At 70.1% G+C, this 22,953-nt stretch carries 15 protein-coding genes; 5 read left to right on the top strand and 10 right to left on the bottom strand.

The window, feature by feature from the left end:
* Positions 1-234: 234 nt before the first annotated feature.
* Complete coding sequence (locus tag JRI60_RS03345; RefSeq protein WP_239470315.1) at positions 235-3,903, top strand: serine/threonine-protein kinase; 3,669 nt, start codon at positions 235-237, stop codon at positions 3,901-3,903.
* A 12-nt stretch (positions 3,904-3,915) separates the two neighbouring features.
* Here JRI60_RS03345 and JRI60_RS03340 read toward each other — a convergent pair whose 3' ends face one another.
* From JRI60_RS03340 to JRI60_RS03330, 3 genes are all read right to left on the bottom strand, one after another.
* Positions 3,916-4,323, bottom strand: a complete 408-nt coding sequence (locus JRI60_RS03340) for a hypothetical protein (protein ID WP_204224426.1) — start codon at positions 4,321-4,323, stop codon at positions 3,916-3,918.
* Positions 4,324-4,368: 45 nt separating this feature from the next.
* Complete coding sequence (locus JRI60_RS03335) at positions 4,369-5,124, bottom strand: hypothetical protein (protein WP_204224425.1); 756 nt, start codon at positions 5,122-5,124, stop codon at positions 4,369-4,371.
* A gap of 151 nt (positions 5,125-5,275) precedes the next feature.
* Positions 5,276-6,898 carry a sigma 54-interacting transcriptional regulator gene (locus JRI60_RS03330; protein ID WP_204224424.1) on the bottom strand — a complete coding sequence of 541 codons (1,623 nt, stop codon included), beginning with the start codon at positions 6,896-6,898 and terminating at the stop codon, positions 5,276-5,278.
* A 373-nt stretch (positions 6,899-7,271) separates the two neighbouring features.
* Between JRI60_RS03330 and JRI60_RS03325 the strand changes: the two genes are divergently transcribed.
* The 4 genes from JRI60_RS03325 (at position 7,272) to JRI60_RS03310 (ending at position 13,503) form a co-directional block, all read left to right on the top strand.
* Positions 7,272-7,697, top strand: coding sequence for a universal stress protein (locus JRI60_RS03325; RefSeq protein ID WP_204224423.1), 426 nt, complete (start codon positions 7,272-7,274; stop codon positions 7,695-7,697).
* Between the two features lie 20 nt (positions 7,698-7,717).
* Positions 7,718-8,161, top strand: a complete 444-nt coding sequence (locus tag JRI60_RS03320) for a universal stress protein (protein WP_204224422.1) — start codon at positions 7,718-7,720, stop codon at positions 8,159-8,161.
* Complete coding sequence (locus JRI60_RS03315; protein WP_204224421.1) at positions 8,158-10,611, top strand: cation-translocating P-type ATPase; 2,454 nt, start codon at positions 8,158-8,160, stop codon at positions 10,609-10,611. The genes JRI60_RS03320 and JRI60_RS03315 overlap by 4 nt, the downstream gene beginning before the upstream one ends.
* Before the next feature lie 141 nt (positions 10,612-10,752).
* Entirely contained in the window at positions 10,753-13,503 is a 2,751-nt protein-coding gene (locus JRI60_RS03310; protein WP_204224420.1) for an ELWxxDGT repeat protein, read from the top strand.
* On the opposite strand, the gene JRI60_RS03305 is transcribed toward JRI60_RS03310, so the two are convergent.
* The 7 genes from JRI60_RS03305 to JRI60_RS03275 form a co-directional block, all read right to left on the bottom strand.
* Positions 13,504-14,979, bottom strand: a complete 1,476-nt coding sequence (locus JRI60_RS03305) for a HAMP domain-containing sensor histidine kinase (protein WP_204224419.1) — start codon at positions 14,977-14,979, stop codon at positions 13,504-13,506.
* Positions 14,980-15,204: 225 nt separating this feature from the next.
* Positions 15,205-17,202: a bifunctional metallophosphatase/5'-nucleotidase gene (locus tag JRI60_RS03300; RefSeq protein ID WP_204224418.1), complete on the bottom strand. Its 1,998-nt coding sequence runs from the start codon at positions 17,200-17,202 to the stop codon at positions 15,205-15,207.
* A gap of 88 nt (positions 17,203-17,290) precedes the next feature.
* Positions 17,291-18,100: a hypothetical protein gene (locus JRI60_RS03295; RefSeq protein WP_204224417.1), complete on the bottom strand. Its 810-nt coding sequence runs from the start codon at positions 18,098-18,100 to the stop codon at positions 17,291-17,293.
* A 121-nt stretch (positions 18,101-18,221) separates the two neighbouring features.
* On the bottom strand, positions 18,222-19,292 hold the full coding sequence (locus JRI60_RS03290) for a cysteine hydrolase family protein (RefSeq protein ID WP_204224416.1): 1,071 nt from the start codon (positions 19,290-19,292) through the stop codon (positions 18,222-18,224).
* Between the two features lie 150 nt (positions 19,293-19,442).
* A complete protein-coding gene (locus tag JRI60_RS03285; protein ID WP_204224415.1) occupies positions 19,443-21,311 on the bottom strand; it encodes a hypothetical protein in 1,869 nt (622 codons plus the stop codon).
* A gap of 4 nt (positions 21,312-21,315) precedes the next feature.
* On the bottom strand, positions 21,316-22,119 hold the full coding sequence (locus JRI60_RS03280; RefSeq protein ID WP_204224414.1) for a protein phosphatase 2C domain-containing protein: 804 nt from the start codon (positions 22,117-22,119) through the stop codon (positions 21,316-21,318).
* Between the two features lie 117 nt (positions 22,120-22,236).
* Positions 22,237-22,926 (bottom strand): NUDIX hydrolase, encoded by a 690-nt coding sequence (locus JRI60_RS03275; protein ID WP_204224413.1) that lies wholly within the window; start codon positions 22,924-22,926, stop codon positions 22,237-22,239.
* Positions 22,927-22,953 lie beyond the last annotated feature (27 nt).

Genomic DNA, 22,953 nt, shown 5'->3' with positions numbered 1-22,953 from the left:
TAGCGTTATTCAACCGGAGATGACCCATCCGGTCACCCCCCACGTTCATCTCAAGGTAGCCACGCCATCCCCTCCGGACACCTTGCGAGCATCCGAGTGTTCGTCATCCCAGAGGGACTCCCCATTCCAACGGCGTATACCCTCACCCCAGCCCTCTCCCAGAGGGAGAGGGGGCATACACGGTGCGCCTCCCCTGGCTGGAGACCCACCCGGTCCACCCGGTATGTTCTCCCCGTGCGGACTACAGCGTCGGACCCAGGGGTGTACGAGGAAGAGCTGCGGCTCGCCGTGGCCGAGGGGGTCCTCTCCAAGGACGAGGCGGATTCCCTTCGCTCGGATGCTCTCCGGATGGAGCGCAGCCCCCTGGAATTGTTGATGGAGCGCGGCCGGCTCTCCGAGGACACCCTCGCCTCGCTCCGTCTCGAGGTCTCCCGCGAGTCGGTCGCCCCCAGCGGCCCCCCGCCCCTCGAGCCTCCCACCCAGAAGCCCGCGGGCACCGGCTCCACCCCCACCCCCTCCGCCTCCTCCCAGGACGAGGCGTTCCCCGTTCCCGGTTGGGACCGCTACCAGCCCGTGCGACTGCTCGGCCAGGGCGGCATGGGCCGGGTGTTCCTCGCGTATGACCCGCGGCTGCGCCGCAATGTCGCCCTCAAGTTCATGCGCGAGGGCACTCCCGAGCTCGCCCAGCGCTTCCTCTCCGAGGCCCGCTCCCAGGCCCGCGTCACCCACGAGCGCGTGTGCGAGGTGTACGAGGTCGGCAAGGTCCAGGAGCAGCCCTATATCGCCATGCGGTTCGTGGATGGCCGGCCCCTGGGTCAGCTCGCCCGCGAGCTCACCCTCGAGCAGAAGGTGCTCGTGCTGCGCCACGCCACCGAGGGCGTGCACGCCGCCCACCGCGCCGGCCTCATCCACCGCGACCTCAAGCCCTCCAACATCCTCGTGGAGCGCACCGAGGACGGCAGCCTCCAGCCCTACGTCATGGACTTCGGTCTGGCACGCGACTGGCGCGAGGAGGTCACCGCCACCGGCTCCGTGCTGGGCACCCCCCACTACATGGCCCCCGAGCAGGCCCGTGGCGAGGTGGCCCGGCTCGACCGCCGCGCGGACGTCTACTCGCTGGGCGCCACCCTCTACGCCGTGCTCACCGGCCAGCCTCCCTTCACCGGCGACAACGCCCTGGAGGTGCTCACCCGCATCCAGTCCGAGGAGCCCCGCCCCCCGCGTGCCTTGGACAAGGACATCCCCGCGGACCTGGAGGCCATCATCCTCAAGTGTCTGGAGAAGGAGCGCTCGGCCCGCTACGACTCGGCGCGCGCGCTGGCCGAGGACCTGGAGCGCTTCCTCTCCGGTGAGCCGGTGCTCGCACGTCCCGCGGGCCTCGCCTACCGGCTGCGCAAGAAGGTGCGCAAGCACCGCGTCCTCGTGGCCGTCGGCTCGGTCACGCTGCTGGTGGTGACACTCGCCCTGGGGCAGGTCGTCCTCGCCCGCCGCGAGGTGGCCGAGCGCGAGCGCCTCTCCCGCCGCTACACCGAGTCCGTGGAACGCATCGAGGCCATGGCGCGCTACATCTCCATGCTGCCGCTGCACGACACGCGGGCCGACCGCGAGCTGCTGCGCGAGCGCATGGCCATGCTGGAGGCCGAGGTGCTCCAGGCCGGCGGTCAGGCCGAGGGGCCCGGCAACTACGCCCTGGGCCGCGTCCTGTTCGCCCTCGGGGACAAGGACGAGGCGCGCAAGCGGCTCGAGTCCGCCTGGGCCCGCGGCTATCGCGAGCCCCGCGTGGCCTGGGCGCTGGCGCAGGTGCTGGGTGAGTTCTACGCGGAGCAACTCCTGGACGTGGAGCGCATCCGCAACGCCGAGCAGCGCGAGGCCCGCCGCCAGGAAGTCCAGCGCCGCTACCGCGACCCCGCCCTCGAGTACCTGCGGCGCAGCGACGGCCCCGAGGTCCCCGCGCCTCCCGCCTACGTGGCCGCGCTCCTCTCCTTCTACGAGGGCCGCCACGACGAGGCGATCTCCCGCCTGGATGCCGCCCGCGACGCGGCGCCCTGGCTCCACGAGGTGCCCCTGCTGCGCGGCGACATCCTCCTCGTCCGGGGCAGCCAACGGCGCAACCGCGGCGAACAGGACGGGGCGCTGGCCGACTACGACGCCGCACGCCAGGCCTATGCCACCGCCAGCTCCATCGCCGCCAGCTCCCCGGCCGTGTACCACTCCCAGGCCCGGCTGGAGTACGCCCAGCTCCTCATGCAGCTGTACGGCAAGGGGGACGTGCAGACCCACTACACCCGCGGCCTGGAAGCCATCTCGCGCGCGCTCTCCGTGGCCCCGGACTACTTCCTGTCCAAGGTGTACGAGTCCCGCTTCCACCGCCGCCTCGCCGAGTACCGCTCCGGCAAGGGCGAGAACGTGGAGGAGCTGCTCCAGAAGGCCCTTACCGCCTCGCGCGAGGCGCTCGCCCTCGACTACCCGGACCGGATGCTCGGCCAGCTGGAGCTGGGCGAGGTCCTCTGGCAGATCGCCCGCGACCGGCAGGCGCGGGGGCAGGACCCGCGCGAGCAGCTCCAGCAGGCCCTCGAGGCCTTCTCGCGCATCGCCCCGGAAGACCGCGGCTACGGCTTCCTCACGGACCAGGGTCTCATCCACAAGGTGTGGGCCGACTACGAGGATCAGATCGGCGCCGACTCGCTGGCGCACCGCGGCCAGGCCATCGAGGCCTTCCAGACGGCCATCTCACTACACGGGCACCTGCCGGAGGCGTGGCTCAACCTCGGCAGCGCGTACTTCAAACGCGCCTCGCACCCGCGCGCGGCCGACCGCGGAGGCGACCTGGAGAAGGCCCGGGACGCGCTCGAGCGGGCGCTCTCCATCAACCCCGGCAACTACGTGGCCAGCTTCTACGGGGCACAGGTCCACGAGCAGCTCGCCCACCGGCTCTACGACCATGGAGGAGACACGCGGCCGGAGCTGGAGCGGACCATCGAGCTGTACCGCAAGGGCCTGACCATCAACCCCAAGATTCCCCAGCTCCACAATGGCCTGGGCGGGGCACTGCTGTGGCGGGCGCAGCTCACCTGGGAGGAGGGCGGAGACCCCTTCCCGGGACTCGACGAGGCCCGCGCGGCCTTCGAGCAGGCCCGGACGCTGGCGCCCAAGCAGTGGTTCGCATTCAACAACCTCGGCGAGGTGGAGGCCTTCCGGGCCACCTTCCTGATGGCACGGGAGGAAGAGCCGGGCCCGGCCCTCCGCGCGGCCGCGGAGGCGTACCAGCAGGCGCTCGAGCTGGTGAAGAATCACGCCCAGCCGTGGGCGAACCTGGGCAAGGTCCACGGCTACCAGGCCTCCTGGGCGCTGAAGCACGGCGCGGATCCGGAGCCCGCGCTGAAGCAGGCCGAGGAGGCCCTGCGCCACGCCCTGGAGCGCAACGCCCAGCACCCGGATGCCTGGCGCCACCTCGGGGAAGCGCATGGCACGCGGGCCCGGTGGTTGGCGCGGCGGGAGCAGGCGAAGGAGGAGCACTTCGAGACGGCGGCCCGGTTCCTCCAGCAGGCCCTCGACCAGGAGCCGGAGCGGCCGGAGTTCCGCCTCGCCCTCGGTCACCACCTCAGGGAGTGGGCCGATTGGCGGCGGCGTGCCGGGGGAGACCCCGCCCCACTGCTGAAGCGAGGCCTGGAGGTGGCCGAGGCCGCGCTCACCGCTCGGCCCAGTTGCCCCAAGGCCGGGGTGTTGCGGGCGAGCCTCCTGTCGGAGCTCGCCGGGGACACCTCCGACGCCCGGGAGCAGCAGGCGCTGCGGAGCCGGGCGCGGGAGGACTTCGAGGCGGCGCTGGGCCGCAACCCCCACCTGGCATCGGCCTGGAAGGACCGGCTCACCGCCCTGAGCAAGCCGCTGGCCGATTCCCGGTAGGAGCGCGGACCGCTAACGGCCCTTGGGCTTCTTGTCGTCGTTGCCGCGCGTATCCGGCACCACCTCCAGATCGCCCGCGACCGTGCCGGGCGTGTCGTACTCGCCACCGAGGCGCGAGGCCGGAGGTGTGGAGCTCTGGGGGGTCGCCGTGAAGCGGTAATCCTGCTCAGGCACCTTCGCCACCTGCTCCTGGGGCGTGGACTGCGAGGCGAGCGTCTGGCCTCCCACCTGGAAGTTGTTGAGGCCGGAGACCAGGGGCGAGCCATCCGGGAAGTTCACGATGAAGACCGCCGTGCTGCCCACCACCTTGAACACCACGGAGTCCCCCCACTTCACTGTCTTGTCGGGGGGGTCGTAGGTGGCGTGGTTGTTCGCGACGTTGTTGGGGTCGATGTGGAGGGTAACGGTGAGGTTTGCCATGGGAATGAATCCTCTGTCGGGGAAGGAGTGGAGAATCACACGCGCCTACTGCGCGCAGTAGGTGCCGCGGTCGATGATGGCCGTCACGTCGACGACCGAGCCGGGGCGGATGACGAACTCGCTGGCGCCCACGTGCTTCGTGTCGCGGCTGCACCAGTCGTAGGTATAGCCGAGCCCCGTCCACGGATAGCGCGTCGTCTGCCAGAAGCCGTAGCTGGAGGCGTAGTTGTTGATGAACCAGCTCCTGTGCTCGGCCGTCACGTTGGCCGGGAACTGGATGCCGCACGTGGAGTCGTCGATCTCCGGGTCCGCGCAGGGCCGGAACATGTCGTCCGGATCCACCCACATCTCGACGAACTGCCGTCCGTTGTCGGACTCGTTGGCCGGGGGAAGGCCGAGGAACTGGTTGATGCGCACGATGCGGGCCGCGTCGTCGGGCAGCGTCCGGCACAGCTCCTGGAGCTGCGGCACGGCGGTGACCCAGACTTCACGCGACAGCGTGTTGCCGCCCGGCTTGTAGCCCGTGAACGTGGTCCAGGCCACCATGCGCACCGCCGTCTTGTCCGCGTTCCACGACAGGCGCGTGTTGGACGGGGTGATGGCCCAGAGGTTGTCGACGACGTCCTCCGAGGTGTGCTCGGCCGCGTCGTCGACGCCGGTGTCGTAGTCCGCCGCGGTGCAGGCCGCGGGCTGCTGCGGGGTCGGATCCGGCTTCTCCTCCTCGGGTCCACAGGCCACCAGCGACAGCAGCGCTCCGGCGGCGGAGAGCCACCTCATCCGACGCGTTCCTTCGTGAATCATGAATCCCTTTTCCTTGGTTGGGGGTCGAGGTGCACGACCCTTTGCAAGGGGGATACCGCGAAGACGCCGCCACGATCCACCCCCCTGGCCCACGAGGAGCCCTCGTGTCGGCTGACATGTCGGCGCGGCGAGCCGACACGTCATTGATGTGTCACCGCTCCCGCGAGGACTCCAGGCCCAGCTCGCGCAGGCGGCGCTGGAGCGCGCGCTTGGAGACCTCGAGCCGCCGCACCATCGCGTCCAGGTCACCCTGGCACTCGTGGAAGCAGCTGGTGACCTCCTCGGGGCTCAGGTCCCCCGCGGTGCGGATGCGCGAGCTCCGGTCGATGAGCTCGTAGAGCGAGGAGCGGGTGATGCCCAGCCGCTCGGCGGTGGCCTTGATGTCCCAGGAGCTGGCGCGCAGGGCGTCCAGCATCTCCTCCTCGCCCACCTCCGAGGGCTTGCGCCGGGGCAAGCCCCGCTCCTCGACGGTGACCACCACGGACGAGGCGGTGGGCGCGGAGCGCGAGGGGGTGGGCACGACGGCGGAGTCCAGCTCCTGCTCGATGCGCGAGGACACCTTCAGGGTATCCAGGCCGCGGCTGCCGATGATGAGCTGCCGGGTGAGGTTGCGCAGCTGCCGGACGTTGCCGGGCCACATGAAGCGCATCAGCCGCTCGGCCAGGAGCGCGGGCAGCCAGGGCTCGGCGGGGGAGACCTCGGGCGACAGGCGCCACGCCTCGCCCGTGGCCTCCAGCTCCTGGCGGGCGAAGTGCAGGAAGAGCAGGCCGATGTCCTCGCGGCGCTCGCGCAGCGGCGGCACCTGGATTTCGAAGCCGGCCAGCCGGTGCAGCAACGGGGCGCGGAACAGCTCCCGGCGGATGCGCTCCTCCAGGTCCGCGTCCGTGGCGGTGATGAGCCGTACATCCACGGACACCGGCGAGTGCCCACCCACCGGGTACACCTCGCCCGTCTCCAGCACGCGCAGCAGCGCCACCTGCACCTCGGGGGGCGCCTCGCCCACCTCGTCCAGGAAGAGGGTGCCGCCGTGCGCGGCGCGGAAGAAGCCCTCGCGATCTTTCGTGGAGCCCGTGTAGGCGCCCTTCTGCGCGCCGAAGAGCTCCGCGGCGGCCAGCTCCTTGGGGAGCGCGCCCAGGTTGACGCTGATGAAGGGCCCGTTGCGGCGATTGCTGCTCTGGTGGATGGCCTGCGCCACCAGCTCCTTGCCCGTCCCCGTCTCGCCCCGGATGAGCACCGGGACGTTCAGGTCCGCCACGCGGGAGATGTCCTCGCGCACCCGGCGGATGCCCAGGCCCTGGCCCGCCATGCCCAGCCCGTCGCGCGAGGGCTCCACGCTGGAGGGCTCCATGTGCAGAAGCAGCGCGACGCGCTCGGCCAGCACCAGCGGCACGCCCGCGGCCAGCTCCTCGGGCCCCAGCTCCCGGACCCCCACGAAGGGCTCGCCCACCACGCGCACCTGGGTGCCCCCCTCCTCCACCCGCAGCAGCAGGCCACCGCCGGGGGCGGGCTCGAAGAGCACTGGCTTGCGGCTCAGGAACGTATCCGCCAGCGGCATGCCCAGCTCGGAGCTGCCGGGGTGCGAGAAGTCCGGGGCGTTGCGGGACAGGGCCACCGGCTTGCCAGCGCTCACCGCCTCGAGCACCAGCCGCTGACCGATGCGCTGGGGCATGGGGTGGGAGATGACGGTCAGGACCGGCACTGGGTGCGGCGCCTGCGACCGGGTGCGCCTGGGCGTGACGGCGGTGGAGATGTCGGCGAACGGCTTCTGCTGCATGGGGCCTGCTCGAAGGGGAATTGACCGCGCATTGTATACCGCGCGCGGGTGACTCTCATGACAGGTAGAGACAACCCCTACACTCTCGAAAAAGAAGAGGCGGGAACCGAGGCCTCCACGCCCCCACGCCAGCCAGGGGTCTGGGCGCTCGTATGAGCACCATGCTTGGCGCCGCCGAGCTCCTCGCGCGGCGCCCGGCGGCTCCGGCACGGGGTGTGCAACTTAGGGGAGAGGCAAGAGAGGGTGCGGGGAGACTTCCCCTCGGCGCGCAACGCTTGCGCCCTTCGTGCGCAGCCCTTGCGGGCCAGCCTCCTCTCGAAGCGGCCCGTGCCTCTAGAAACCGGCTGGCACGGGAGATGGAAGGGAGAGAGACATGGCTCGCATCCTCATCGCCGTCGATGGCTCTCCAGCGTCCCTGCGTGCCCTGGGATTCGGGGCGTCGCTGGCCGCGAAGCTGGGGGTGGGCATCGTCCTGCTGCACGCCATGACCCCGGTGGTGCTCCCACCGGGCGACGGGGGAGCGGGGGCGGCCTCCGAGCCGCGGGACTCCCCGCGGGCCGAGGGCACCCGGTTGCTGGCGGCCCTGGCGGACAAGGCCCGCTCGCACGGGGTGCCGGTGGAGACGGTGCTGGGCCAGGGAGACGCGGCGAGCACCATCCACGAGCGGGCGGAGGCGCCCGACATCCAGATGGTGGTGATGGGGAGCCGCGGACAGGGAGCGATGGCACGACTGCTGCTCGGCAGCGTGGCCACCCAGGTGGTGCACACGAGCAGCAGACCCGTGGTGGTGGTGCGATGAGCGGCCCAGGAGGAATCGAGATGCGGAGGATACTGGTGGCGGTGGATGGCACCCCGGTGGCACGCGAGGCGGCGCGCGTGGGACTGGAGCTGGCCGGACGCGTGGGGGCGCGCGTGACGCTGGTGCATGTGCTGCCGACCTCCGTGGCCGAGGGCGAGACGGCCGACTTCGCCGCCTTCGAGCGGGCGTGCGAGGACTACGCGAACGGGCTGCTGGCGGAGGTGCACCCGGGCCACGGCCGGAACGGACCGATGACGGACCAGGTGGTGCTCCACGGCGAGCCGGCGGAGGCCATCTCGAAGGCGGCCGAGGCGGAGGACGTGGACATGGTCATCGTGGGCACGAGGGCGCGCGGGACGCTGGCGCGCACACTGCTGGGGAGCGTGGCGGACACGCTGCTGCGGCAGTGCCCCAAGCCGCTGATGGTGGTGCCCGAGGCATCCAACCGGGTGCGCTCGGAATGAGCGCGCCCGCCGCCAGTATCGTCCCGAAAGAGCACGTGGGATTGAGCGGGGCCGAGGCGGCACGGCGCCTGGCCGAGCACGGGCGCAATGAAATCCAGCGAGGGGAGACGCGCTCGGCGTGGGGGGTGCTGCTGGAGCAGTTCCGCTCGCCGATGATCGCCCTGCTGCTGGGCGCGTGCGCGGTGTCGGCGTTGCTGGGGGAGCACGCGGACGCCATCGCCATTGGCGCCATCGTGGTCCTCAACGCGCTCATCGGCTTCGCGCAGGAGTCGCGGGCGGAGCGGGCGCTGCTGGCGCTGCGGTCGATGACGGCGCCGCGGGCGCGGGTGATGCGGGACGGCTACGCGGTGCAGCTGCCGGCGGCGGAGGTGGTGCCCGGGGACGTGCTGCTGCTGGAGGCCGGGGACATCGTGGCGGCGGACGCGCGCCTGTACGAGGCGCATGCGCTGGCCACCAACGAGGCGGCGCTGACGGGCGAGAGCGCGCCGGTGGACAAGGCCGCGCGGCCAGTAGCCGGAGACGCGCCACTGGCCCAGCGCACGGACACGGTGTTCCTGGGCACGGCGGTGACGCGGGGCACGGGCCTGGCCGAGGTGCAGGCCACCGGCATGAGCACGGAGCTGGGGAAGATCGCCCACCTGCTGGCCTCGACGGGGGAGACGGAGACGCCGCTGCAGAAGCGGCTGGAGCAGGTGACGCGCACGCTGCTGATGGCGTGCGGGGTGGTGGTGGTGCTGGTGGCGGCGCTGGGCCTGTGGCACGGAGAGGGGTGGATGGGGGTGCTGCTCTCGTCCATCTCGCTGGCGGTGGCGGCGGTGCCCGAGGGCCTGCCGGCGGTGGTGACCATCGCGCTGGCGCTGGGCGTGCAGCGGATGGCGGCGAAACACGCGCTGGTGCGCCGGCTACAGGCGGTGGAGACGCTGGGCTCGGCGACGGTGGTGTGCACGGACAAGACGGGGACGCTCACCACGGGCACCATGGAGGTGCGCGAGGTGTGGGGCCCGGACGAGCGGGCGGTGCTCTTCACCTCGGCGGCGTGCTGTGACGCCTCGCTGGGGCCGGACGGGAAGGAGGGGACGGGAGACCCGACGGAGCTGGCGCTGCTGCGCGCGGCGTTGGCGAAGGGAATCCGCCGCGAGGAGCTGGAGGGCGAGCGCCCGCGGGTGAAGGTGCGGCCGTTCGACTCGGAGACGAAGCGCATGTCGGTGCTGCGCGCGGACGGCGTGCTGTACGTGAAGGGGGCGCTGGAGGTGCTGCTGCCCCGGTGCCGGGCGGGCACGGAGGGCGCGGTCGAGGCGACGCGGACGCTCGCGGGGCGGGGCCTGCGCGTGCTGGCGGTGGCACGGGGCCAGGGCGAGGAGGAGGAGGGATTGGAGCTGCTCGGGCTGGTGGGCATGGCGGACCCGCCGAGGCCGGAGGCGGTGGAGGCCGTGGCGGCGGCGCGTGCGGCGGGGGTGCGCACGGTGATGATCACCGGCGACAGCCCGGAGACGGCGCTGGCCATCGGGCGCGAGCTGGGAATCGTGCGACCGGGGGAGGACGCGGCGGAGCTCATCCACGCGCGGGTGACGGCGGAGGACAAGCTGCGCATCGTGCGGCGGTGGAAGGAGCGGGGCGAGGTGGTGGCGATGACGGGGGATGGGGTGAATGACGCACCGGCGCTGCGCGAGGCGCATATCGGCATCGCCATGGGGAGGACGGGGACGGAGGTGACGCGGGAGGCGGCGGACCTGGTGCTCACGGACGACAACTTCGCCACCATCATCACGGCCATCCGCGAGGGCCGGGCCATCTACGAGAACATCCGCAAGACGCTGGTGTACCTGCTGGTGGGCAACGTGGGCGAGCTGACGGTGATGCTGGCGGCCTCGCTGGTGGGCCTGCCGTTGCCGCTGCTACCGCTGCAGCTCTTGTGGATCAACCTGGTGACGGACAGCCTGCCGGCGCTGGCGCTGGTGATGGACCCCGCGAGAGCGGAGCTGCTGTCGCGTCCGCCGAGGCGTCCGGAGGAGCCGATGCTGGGCGGGCACCAGTGGAGACACATCCTGCTGGTGGGGGCGCTGGAGGCGGCGGTGGTGCTGGGGGTCTTCATCTGGGCGGACCCGGAGCAGCACGTGGAGAGGGCGAGAGCGCTGGCCTTCTCGACTCTGGTGTTCGCGGAGCTGCTGAGAGCATTCGCCGCACGAAGCGCCACGCGAATCTTCTGGGAGGTGGGGCCGCTGACGAACCGGCTGCTGCTGGGAATCGTGCTCTTCTCGGCGGGGCTGCAGGTGGCGATCTACGAGCTGCCGGCGGCGAGGGGACTGTTCGGGCTGGGGGCACTCCACACCTGGGAGTTGGGACTGACGTTCGCACTGGGACTCATCCCGGTGACAGCGCTGGAGCTCTCCAAACTGTTGCGCCGTGGGTTCCCCCACCACCCCTCTCCCTCCGGGAGAGGGACGGGGTGAGGGTACCCGTCACCGTGGTCTGACGAAGAACGGCACTCCCGAGGACGAAAAAGGTCAGCGCGGGCCCGTGGCGGCAACGGTGGCCCGAGGGACGAGACTGGAGCGAGCAGGCGAGCACGGCCATTGCACGAGGCCGCGCGCATGCCCTCCCATCCCATTCCACGCTTCCGCCCGTTGTCCGTGCTGTTCCTCTCACTGGCCCTTGGCTGCTCCGGCGAGCCACGGGACACGGAGAACCCCGAACCATCGCTCTCGGAGCTCCAGTTTCCGGAGACCTCGAGCGCCGACCGGCGCCCTCCGGGGCTACGCCCCTCCCTGGTGAAAGACATCCAGGTGGGCACCGATGAAACGCTCCACTCCAGCGAGAAGAGCTCGTACACGAACATGCTCGACGCAGTCGTCACCAGTACGGGGCTGTACTTCGCGGCCGGGGAGGAGAGCACGGGTGTCGAGCTCTGGAGGACGGACGGAACCCTGGAGGGGACTCGGATCGTCCGGGACACGGCCCCCGGCCCGACTGGCAGCATCTTCGAGCTGGCCACATCGAACGACACCGTGTACCTGCTCTCGGCAGCGTCGGGCACCCTCTGGAAGAGCGACGGGACGGCCGAGGGCACCACCGAGCTCATGCCCGGGACGTGGCGAAACCCCGCCAATCTCGTTTCTTGTAACGGCCAGCTGTTCTTCTCGGAAGGCGGAGACACCCCGAGCCTCTGGAAGACCGACGGCACGCCCGGGGGAACTTTCCGGCTCGCCACTTCGGTATGGATCGACTGGAACGTCTCGGAGCCTCCCTACACGGTCTGCGCGAACGGGACGCTGTTCTTCGTCAAACGGGGTGTCGGCGGCGAAGTGGACGAGCTGTGGAAGAGCGATGGCACCCCGGAGGGCACGGTGCGTCTCGCGTCGATCGGCCCCGTTATGCCCAGCCCGAATACTGGCGCAACCCTCGTCGCCGTGGGCTCCCGGGTGTTCCTCAACACGGGCTATTCCTGGGGCCAGATCTGGACGAGTGATGGGACACCCGAGGGCACCGTGCCGCTCACGAGCCCCACGAGCGAGACCCGACCGCTCATCACCTCGCACCTCACCGCCGCGGGCGGAAGAGCCTGGTTCATCGATGGGTTCGGGCCAGGCCTGTGGACGAGCGACGGCACCGAGTCCGGAACGAGGAAGGTCGCGGACATCCCCTGGAACTCCTCCGTCCAATTGTCGGCCATGGGGGACAGCCTCCTCTTCTCTTGGGGTGAGGGCCTCTACCGGACCGGAGGCTCGCCCGAGAGCACCACCTTCCTGGGGAACATCAACCTGTCGGGATACTCGCCGGCCGCGCGCCTGCCGGATGGCCGCTACCTGCTCTCCGCCGGGGAAGACCCTGGCACGCCGGAGCTCTGGCTGAGCGATGGAACCGAGGCAGGCACCACGCCGCTGCGGATGACCCAGGGACGGAGCGTTCCGTATCCGGCGCGCTTCACCCGCTTCGGTGACCGCGTGATGTTCTGGGCCATGGATGAGTTCCACGGCGCCGAGCCCTGGATGACGGACGGGACGCCCGGGGGCACGCACCTGCTGCGCGATATCCATCGAGGCGACGCCTCGAATCCCCAGCACCTCACGAAGGTGGGGGGCACGCTCTTCTTCTCCGCGCATGACGCCGAGCACGGCCGCGAACTGTGGAAGACGGATGGCACCTCCGAGGGCACCGTTCTCGTGAAGGACATCGGCCCGGCGGCCCTACATACCGAGGGCCCCCACATGCTCACGCCCGTCGGGGATTCGCTGTTCTTCTTCCACGCGGGAGACCGGGGACTCTGGAAGACCGACGGCACCGGGGCCGGCACCGTCCGGCTCGCCCGGGTGGAGTTCCAGCCGTACAATCCCGCGCAGGTGGGTAGCCTGGGGACGGCCTTCTTCTTCTCCACCTGGACGTCCGCGCAAGGCTCGGAGCTGTGGAGGAGCGACGGCACGCCCGAGGGCACCGGGCTTTTCAAGGACATCAACCCGGGCTCCGGGAGCGCCCAGCCCAGCGGCCTGAGGCGCATGGGGGACACGCTCTACTTCTCCGCCTTCGACCCCCAGCACGGCAGTGAGCTGTGGAAGACGGATGGCACCCCCGAGGGCACCGTTCTCGTCGGGGAGATCCGCCCGGGAAACATGGGCAGCGGCCCCAGCAGGCACACCGCCGTGGGAAGCACCCTGTTCTTCGTCGCCGATGACGGCGTGCACGGCCGCGAGCTGTGGAAGAGCGACGGCACCGCCGAGGGCACCGTTCTCGTCGAGGACATCAACCCGGGGGGCAGCGGTTCCGAAGCCACGGATCTGGTGGAGCTGGCGGGCACGCTCTTCTTCATCGCCCATGATGGTGTGCACGGCCGCGAGCTGTGGAGGAGCGACGGCACCGCCGAGGGCACGGTGCTGGTCGCCGACATCTCCCCGGGTCCCGACTCGGGCTTCGCCATCGACTTCTCCGACACCACCCGGCTCCTGAACGTCATCGGAGACGAGCTCTACTTCACGGCCTCGGATGGAGTGCACGGGAACGAGTTGTGGAAGAGCGATGGCACCGCCGGGGGCACCACCCTCTTCCGGGACCTCACGCCGGGCTCCGCGAGCAGCCCGCTCGTGGGCGTGCCACTCGTCCCCGTCGGCAAGCACGGCGCCTTCGCCTTCGCCTTCGCCTCTCCCCAGGGCGTGGACGGAATGGAGCCGTGGATGTCCGATGGCACCCCCGAGGGCACGCGCCGGCTGGTGGACCTGGCCCGGGGACCGATGAGCTCCTCTCCCTCGCAGCTCACCGTCTCCGGCTCGCGGCTCTTCTTCGTCGCCGACGAGGGCGTGCACGGCCGCGAGCTCTGGTCCGTGAAGAAGGCGGCTTTCCATCAACACCCGTAATCAGTGCACGGTGTCGGCCGGGCTCGAGGCGGTGCCCTCGGGCCTGGCCTCGGGCGGGTGGGCGATGGCGGGAGCCATGGGCAACCGAACCCGGAAGGTGGAGCCCACGCCGGTGCGGCTGTCCACCTCGATGCGCCCCCCATGGGCCTCGACGATCCGCCGGGCCACGGACAGACCGAGGCCCACACCCGGAGCCGTCTCCCGGGCGCGCCCCGTGCGGCGGAAGGGCGCGAAGAGGTGGCGCAGCTCCTCCTTGGAGATGCCAATGCCCCGATCCACCACGGACAGCACGACCTCCTCGCCCGAGCGCTCGACGATCACGTCCACGCGGCTGCCCACCGGTGAGTACTTCAGCGCGTTGCTGACCAGGTTGTGCAGGACCTGCTCCACGCGCGTGGCGTCGGCACGCAGGAGGACGGGCTCCTCGGGCAGCACCAGCCGCAGGTCGTGCGAGGAACCACCGGCCAGGTACAGCTCCACCACCTCGCGGGCCAGCTCGCGTGCGTCCCGGTCCTCCAGGCTCAGCTCGAAGCGGCCGGCCTCGATGCGGGTGGCGTCGAGCAGATCGCCCACCATGCGATCCAACCGGGCCACCTGACGGCGCACGAGCGCCATCGTCTTCCGCAGACGATCCTCGGGGAGGGGGCGGTCGGAGGTGACGAGGGCCGCGGACATCTTCAACGCGGAGAGGGGATTGCGCAGGTCGTGCGCCACGCCGGCGAGGAAGGTGAGCTGCTCCTCCTGCTGGCGCCCCAGCGAGTTGGCCATCTCGTTGAAGGTCCGGGCCATCTCGCGCAGCTCGGTGGGGCCCGCCTCGGGAGCGCGGGTGCGCTTGCGCCCGCCGCCGAAGCGGCGCATGGCGCGGCTGGTCTCGAGCAGGGGGCGGAAGACGGAGCGGCGCAACCACAGCAGCAGCGCCGACCCACCGAGCAACAGGAGAGCGGCGGCCCCCACCCCCAGGACGTTGGCGAGCTCATCCCACCGGTCCGCCTGGGAGCGAGCCACCTGGGCCTCGTTCACGTTGAACTCGACGAGCCGCTCCAGGCTGCCGAGCGCGGCATCCAGGGGAGGCCCCAACACCTGGGCCACGGCCTCGTCGCTCGACAGGTTCCGCACCTCTTCACGCTTGAGCATGTAGAAGGAGATGGCCTGCTCGGCCTCGGCGAGCAGCGCCCGCTCCTTCTCCGACTGGGCCTGGCGGTGGGCCTCGGCGAGGTGGAGGCGGATGGCGGTCTCCGTCTCGGCGCGCGAGCGGTCCACCTCGGAGGGCGTGCCCCGCGAGGGATTGGACAAGCGGACGAGGGTGAGCAGGTCGACCTGGAGGGCCTCGGCGAGCCGGACGCCCTCCACCGAATTGCCGAGACTCTCGGAGGTGCGGTGGAGGTAGCTCGTCAGGATGACGAGCGAGGCAGCGCCGGCCAGGGAGACCACGCCCAGGACGACCACGGCCGTGGTCATGACGCGCTTGAGGCTCATGGCGCCTCCGGACGGAAGGAGCACAGAGGATGCGGAGCGCGGCGGGGGCAGCAAGGGTCCACGCGAGTCCTCCCGGAGTCGAGGGCGCGGCTCTCCGCGCCGTGTACCTTCCCACCAGGAAGATGTGTCCGGAAGGAGCCGATCCGCGCGGCCCGGTCGGAGGGCATCCGACGAAGCGGGAGGGGAGGCGGAGCAGCGGCCCCCCACTCCCACGGTTGCTCGTGTTTACGGGCCCACGGGCTTGATGCGCGCGTCGGAGGGCTTGACGGTGTCAGCCGCCGAGTAGCCCGGACCGGAGGCGGGGTACCTGGCGGTGAGGTAGTCGGCGAACGCCTTCTGCTCGGTGCCCGGGAGCGGGGCGAGGTTGAAGAGCTCCTCGTTCAGGAACTTGTACCGCAGGAAGGGGTAGGTATCCCCACCGGTGGTCATGAAGCCGAGCGTCACGACCCGGAAGGTGCGGTCGGGGTCGCCAACGAGGGCGCCATTCTCCACCAGGGTATCCACCACCTCGCCGTTGGCGTCGACGATGACGGCCTTGCGGATGCGCTCACCGGCCTTCACGACGGAGAGGTCCTGGGTGCTGAGGACCTGGGCCTGCTTGCTGGAGTCGTACTCGAAGCGGATGCCGCTCACCTGGGGGAACTGGCCCGGGGTGGCACCGGGGGCCACGGCGGCGACACCGTGCTCGAGCACTTCCTCGAGCTGCGTGGCGGTGACGGTGACGAGCGCCAGGTCGTTGTTGAAGCGCAGGCTGTTCTCGATGTCGAGCTTGCTGATCTCCCCGGCCTTCTTGTTGGCGGCGGGGTTGGCGGCGGGAGGGCCGTAGGTGGGGTTGGCGCCGGTGCCGACGGTGCCGATGGAGTCGCGGATGCCGCCACCGTTCTTGATGGAGATGAGGGTGGAATCATCGGTCTGCTGGGCGTACCAGAGGTTGGCATCGGCGGTGATGTTGCCGAGGTTGGTCTCCTCGGTGCGGACGGAGGTGCGCAGGCCGTTGAGGTACACCTGGGTCTTGCCGTAGATGGTGCCGTCCTTGGCGAGCACCACGCTCTTGACCGCGTCGGCGATGGTCTTCACCTCGGGGTCCACCTTGGAGGAGGCCTCCAGGCGCGCGACGCCCGCCTCGTCGGTGGCGTAGGCGCCGTTCTTGGAGGGGTCGTGCAGCTCGCGCATGAGCACGCCCGACTCGTCGAAGTTGGCGATGAAGCGGCCCACGTAGCGCCAGTTGGAGGCCACGTTGAGCACGGCGAGGGGCTGACCGGACTTGGAGGCCTTCCACTGGGGGTAGGCCAGGGAGTCCTCGCCGCGGGTGTCGCCGGAGAAGAGCACGTCATCCTCATCGGTCCAGACGGCGTGGTTGCCGCCGGCGATGATGATGTCCACGCCCTCGAGACGCTTGGGCAGCTCCTCCACCTCGATGAAGTGCTGCTGCATGTGCGCCATGAGGATGACCTTGTCGATGCCGGTGTTGCGCAGCTGGTCGACCTGGGTCTGGATGATGGCGGCCAGCCCGTCATAGTCGACGGGGTCGGCGGGCGAGCAGACGACGGAGCCCGGCGAGGAGATGCGAGGCAGCTGCGGGGTGGTGGCGCCGACCACGCCGATCTTCTGACCTGTCACGTCGAAGACGACGCTGGCGGAGATCTTGTTGTGCAGGGTGTTGCCGGGGTTGTTGGCATCGATGACGGCGCCCGGAGCAATGGTCTGCGACTTGAGGTCGCTGTTGGCGTTGAAGTCGAGGTTGGAGGAGAGGTAGGGGAACTTCGCGCCGGACCAGGCCCCATCACTGACGATGATGTTGCGGATTTCCCGGGGGCCGCTGTCGAACTCGTGGTTGCCGAACGAGGCGGCGTGGAAGCCCATCTCGTTGATCATGGCCATGTCGGCGCGGCCGGAGCTCTCCTTGCCGATGGCGGGGATGTTCTTCATGGCGGGGTCGCCGCCGGAGTTGAAGAAGACACCGGGGAGCCAGAGGTCACCGCTGGCGAGCTTGAGGGTCTGGGTGGGGTACTGCTCCTCGAGCGAGCGCAGGACGGCGGAGAAGCGGGGGGCGACGTCGGTGGCGGGGAGACCGGACTCCATGTCCGAGGCGTGGAGGACCTGGAGTGTGAAGGAGGGCTCCTTCGGAGGAGTCGGAGTGGGATCCGGCTCCGTGGGGTCGCAGCCCGAGGAGAAGGCCAGCGCCAGGAGGGCGCTGGCCAGGGAGACGGGTCGTTTCTTCAAGTGGAGCATGGTGCGTTCCGTCGGAGGAAAGGGCCTGTCGGCCGTTGGGGGTCCGAAGGGTACCGGAAACGGCGCTCCACGGCAGGGGTCAGGCCCCGAAGCCGCCGAGGGCGGTGCGGCTGAAGCTGGCGGCGCCCTGGCTGACGCGGACGGCGGACTGACTGAAGACCTGGAAGGCCTTGCGGATGTCCTGGGCGCTCTGACCGGGAGTCAGAATCCACTTGTCCTCGATGCCCATCTCGCGGAAGACCTTGCGGAAGTCGGTGCTGCCGTCGTCGATGCCCATGGCGGCGACGATGTGATTCTCGGAGCGGCGCAGGTCATTCACGAGCGAGGCGACGTCGCGGGGGCGAGCGCTCTGGGAGTGGCAATCAGCGCCATCGGTGATGAGGAGGGTGACGGTGCGAGCGGAGACGCCGTTGCGAGTGAACTCCTGGGCCTTGGCGAGGACGGTGCCGAGGAGGACGACGGCCTGGTCATAAAGGGGAGTGCCCTTATCGGGGTCGTAGTTCTTGGAGTGCATGCGGACGACGTCCTCGAGGGGCCGGAAGGGATTGAGGACGAAGCCGTTGAGATAACGGGTGTGGAAGAGGATGCCGTCCTTCTGCTGACTGGAGAGGAGGGCATCGAGGACGAGGTTGTGCCCATCGCAGACGGTGCGGGAGTGACCGGAGTGTTGGATGGAGCCGGAGTCATCGGGCATGACGGTGACGAGGACGACCTCGCTGGCCTGGACATCATCGACGCTGATGCCGAGCCCTGCCTGTATCTGAGCACCGAGATCAACGACGGTGAGAGCCTGAAGGGCCTGGGGGCTGAGGACGCCTTCGGCGTGAGCGGCATCGAAGAGGGCGGAGACATTGACACTGCCGGAACCATTGCTGGACGAGGAGCTCATCTGAGCCTCCGTGTAAGTCCCCTCTCCCTCTGGGAGAGGGCTAGGGTGAGGGTAGAGGATCCCCACTCCCTCTCCCTTCGGGAGAGGGTCGGGGTGAGGGTATCGAGGGTCCGAGTCCTGACTAGGAGATCCGCAGATCCGGCCAGGCAGCGAGAGGGTCCGTGGACTTCACGAGGTGCATGCCCGCATCCGCGAACCGCTTGAGAGCGGCATCGGCCTGGGGAGTGAAGTCAGCGGCGAACCCGCCCTTGCCATCGGGGATGGTGACAGCGGACATGCAGTCGGTGAGCAGGTACACCTTGCGAGCGAGGGCGGCATCCTGGGCGAGGATCTCCCCGAGCAGGTCATCGATGGAGCTCTTCACGCAGTGGCTGGCGGCCTGGCCGGCGATGACGACGGCATCGGCGGTGAGGAGCGTCTTGATGAACTGCGTATTCCGCTGGGCGAGGGGCTGTCCGTCATGGCGAGCAAGCACCTCGGGGCGGAGCACGGAGTAGTTCTCGGTGAGGGGATTACCGCCCTTGACCTCGGCCCAGGACTGAGCGCCGCGGGCGAAGGAGTGGAACAACCGAGCCTCCTGAACGACACCGGCGATGGCATGGCCGTCACTGCCGAGGAGGCAGTGAGGAGGCCAGAGGTAGAGGGTGTACTTGCCGGCGCGCTCCAGCTCCTCGCAGTAGAACTTCACCTGCTTGAGGAGCCAGGGGTAGTTGCCGCCGCAGAGCCACTTGGCGACGGCGGGATTGGGGCGGACGAGGCCGCGTTCGATCTGCTCGCGGGTGATTTCGCGGTAGGGGGTGAGGGGCTGGTCGTTCTGGTCGACCCAGAAGGAGGGGAAGAAGATCTGGTAGGCGAAGTGGGTATCGAGGGTGGTGGTGATGTTGGTCAGGGCGCCGAGGTTCTTGTAGACGAACTCGGAGATGCGGCGGCTGTCGTCGATGGCGCCGCGGCCGGAGCGGCCGGCGACGTAGAGGGAGCCCTCGGGGAAGCAGAAGTCCTTCTGGACGTCGATGAGGAGGAGGTGGAGGTTGAAGGAGTCGGTGGCGGCGGCGGAGAGGCCGTGGGCGCCGCGCCAGGTATGGGCCTCGGCCTGGAGGTTCAGGGCGTTGGGGCCGTAGCCGTACGAGGCGGCATTGGCGGGCTTGTAGAACGACGGGAGAGGCAGCTCCTTCAGCTTCGACGTGGCCTTCATGATGCAACCCTCCGTGGTTGCGGGTGGGGGGCGGAGAGCACCGCTCGCCGCGCCACCCTTCGTGTTCCGACAACACCAACATAGTGTCCAAACAACACCATGTCAAATCAGAGTGGACCGGATGAGAGAGCCCCCGGGTACGGCGGAGTGTCAGGTCATGCGCAGGGCGGTGACATCCTGGCGGCGCACGACGGTGAGCCCCTGGCTCGTGAGGAAGAGGCGGCTGTCGGCGTCGACGAAGGGCTCGGTATCGGGGAACTCGCGGACGACCTCGAGCCGCCCCTGACGCAGCTCCACGCGGACGAGCCCCGCGTCCGTGGCGGCGAAGAGGGCCTCCCCGGCGGCGCACTTGCCTCGCAGCGTGCCCAGCCACGAGCCATCCCCGGCGTCCGTCTTCGCACTCGCCTTCACGGAGCCATCCGCCCCCACCACGACACAGTGGTGCACCGTGCGGCCCCCCGTCTCCTCCGCGAGGAAGAGCCAGCAATGACCCCCATCGAAGACGGCCTCCGCGTCCACCAGCCTGCCCGAGGGCCAGGGCAGTGAGAGGCCATCCTTGAGGCCGGGGCGTTCGGCGTCGAAGACGAAGGCGCCGCGCAGCGAGCCCGCGCGGTGGAAGCCGAGCCCGAAGCGCGGCCCCACGAAGAGGCGCGTCTGCCCGGCGAGCACCTCGCCGAGGCGCTCGGGTCCGAAGCTCCCATCCCGCCACAGCGCACCGGCATGGGCCCAGTAGCGGTGGTGCGCGTTCGCCGCGAAGGCGGGGCGCTGGTCCGGCGCATCCACGCCCAGACGCTCGGGTCTCTGTCCCGAGGCGAGCACGGCGAGCTCCCCGCCCTTCCCCACCAGCGTGGCACCGCCCTGGAGCGCCCAGTGCAGCGAGGGGTCCATCGAGCCCTGGAGCACGGCCGAGCCATCCTCGCGCCGGTAGGCCCCCTCGGCGTGGAAGAGCCAGCGCAAGGTGCCGTCCTCGACGCAGGCGTGGAGGATGACGCCCTCGGTGGTGAAGAGCCGCGTGGCCACCACCTGGCCGCGCACGGTGGTGACGGGCGTGGCGGTCGCCGTCGCGCTCGGCCGGCACGTAGGGCACGAGGCCCGCGCGTGCTCCACGCCACACGAGGCGCAGACGGTGAAGCGCAGCGAGTCCAGCAGCGGGAGCGGAAACGGCCCACGGGTGTCCTCGACGAACACCCGGTGGAGACAGTGCAGCAGGTCATCCGGGAGGACGCCGTAGGGCGTGGCGGGCTTGGGGTACTGGACGTCCGGGTGGAAGACGGTGAGGCGCTGGAGGAGACGCGCGGTGGGCGTGGCCTTGGGCGCGGGAGGCTTGGGGCGGTGGATGCCGCCATAGGGCCCCACGAACAGGAGGCTCTGCATCAGCGCGACGGTGAAGGCATACCAGTCACTGTCCGGGGAGGCCGGGCGCGAGGGCATGAGGCCACCCGTCGAGCCGCCCAGGCGCAGCGGGTCGAGGAACTTCTCGGTGAAGACGGTGGCGAGGTAGGGCCCGAACTGGAAGCTGTCCGCATCGATGAGCCAGGCGTCGTTGCCGGTGACGAGGATGTTCAGGTCATTGAAGTCCCCCACCACCACGCCGCTCCCGTGGAGCGCGGAGAGCGTGCGGTGCAGGCCACGGAAGAGCTCGGCGACACGGGAGGACGGCACTCCGGCGCGGCGGAAGGCCGGTTCACCGAAACGGCGCAGGAGCTCGGCGTTCTCGAGCTTGCGCATGGCATAGCCGAGCACCGTCTTCCCCTTCTTGTCCGTGGCGAGCGCCTCGGGCGAGACGATGCGCCCCGGCAGTGGCCGGGGGAACGCGGGCAGCTTCCGCTGGTGCTCGGCGATGCGGGCGCGGGCGGCGGCCTGCTCGTCGGGGAGGTTGCCATAGTCGGGGTGCTCGGGCGGCTTGAAGAGCTTGAGGACGCGCCCGTCCCCGAGGTCGAAGACGTCCGCCTCGCCGCCCTTGCCGAGCGCCTTGGTGGGATCCAACCGGAGCTTCTTCCCTTCGAGATAGACGTCCATGGCCTCAAGCCCTCCCCTGCCGGCGGCGCAGGACGACGAGGGTGGTGTCATCGGTGAGCAGTCCGGGCACTCGCACGAGGCGACGGGCCGGGAAGTCCGCGCGGACGGACTCGCGGTTGAGGAGTGCGAGCCTGCGACGCAGCGCGTCCGGGTTGGAGAAGTAGCGGTCCTCGCTCCAGAACTGGGAGAGCGGGCCCACGGGCTCCTCACGCTCGGGCACCTGGGCCTCGGCGAGGCCCGCCAGGTCCGACACCCCATCCGTGCCGAGCAGCAGCGAGTCCACCTCGGCGGTGGGCCGGAGGGAATTCGCCTTCAAGGCGACGACGCCCGGCTTGAGCAGTCCATAGGCGAGGTACGGCGGCGCGTTGCCGGGGAAGGGCCCGAGCCGGTGCACCTCGCCATTGAGCGCCCAGAGCCCATCGCCCGCGGAGAAGACGAGCGTGTGCTCCGGAGTGACGACCGCGCCGACGATGGTGAAGAGGAGCGCCTCTCCGATGGCCCGCTCGCCGAGCTGCCCGGAGACGGCCTGCAGCAAGCAGAGCACGTCCGCGCCCAGGCGCTGGAGGAACTCGGGCGAGTCGACGGGCACCTGCCCCAACAGCGAGAGCGCCCCCTCCACGACGCGCCGGGCGCCGAGCTGCGCCCCCAGCTCACTCTGTGCCCCGCTGCCGCACCCGTCCGCGACCACGGCGGCCAGGCCCTGCTCGCTGGCTCTCGCCCAGAGGGCATCCTGGTTGTTGCGTCCGGCTCGCGCGTGCTCCCGGCCCAGGACGGTGGCGGCGGCAAGCTCGAAGGGCAGCGAGGACATGGCTCTCCTCTCCGGGTGGCCCGGCAGGACTTCGTGTCTACAGGACACATAGTTAGTGTCCTTAAAACACCAAGTCAAGCCAGGCCGCTGCCCCGCCCGCTGGCCGTGTCCGGAGGCCTACAGCTCGAAGTTGAAGCCGGCCTTCTCCAGCTGCTTGTACTTCTTGTGGTCGAACCGGTAGAGGCGGGCGGCGCGGTGGGACACGTCCTGCTCCACCTCGTCCAACTCCTCGAGCAGGTCCATCGAGAGGATCTTCTTGCGGAAGTTCCGCTTGTCGAGCTCGCGCTCCAGTATCTTCTCGTACATGCGCTGGAGCTGGGTGAGCGTGAACTTGGGCGGGAGCAGCTCGAAGCCGATGGGCTGGTAACGCACCTTCCCCTTCAGCCGCTGCAGCGCCGTGCCCAGGATGTCCGCGTGGTCGAAGGCCAGCTTGGGCACGTCATAGACCGAGAACCAGGCGGCCTCCTTCGCATCCGTGGCGGCATGCACCCGGTGGTCCGACAGCTTCACCAGCGCGAAGTAGGCCACGCTCACCACCCGGCCTCGCGGATCCCTGTCCGGCGCGCCGAACGTGTAGAGCTGCTCCAGCAGGTTGGGCCGGACGCCCGCCTCCTCCTGCAGCTCCCGGCGCGCCGCGTCCTCGAGCGACTCCTCCATCCGCACGAAGCCTCCCGGCAGCGCCCACCTCCCCTGGAAGGGCTCCAGCCCTCGCCGGATGAGCAACACCTTCAGATCCTCGTCATCCAGGCCGAATACCACGCAGTCCACCGTCAACGCCGGACGCGGGTAGTCGTAGGTGTAGCTCACGGGTGCTCCCTTTCGTGTCGTGATTGT

The sequence above is a fragment of the Archangium violaceum genome, assembly GCF_016887565.1.
Taxonomy (GTDB): Bacteria; Myxococcota; Myxococcia; order Myxococcales; family Myxococcaceae; genus Archangium; species Archangium violaceum_B.
The sequence above is the reverse complement of the archived record's forward strand: the minus strand, read 5'-3'. Positions and strand labels throughout refer to the sequence as shown.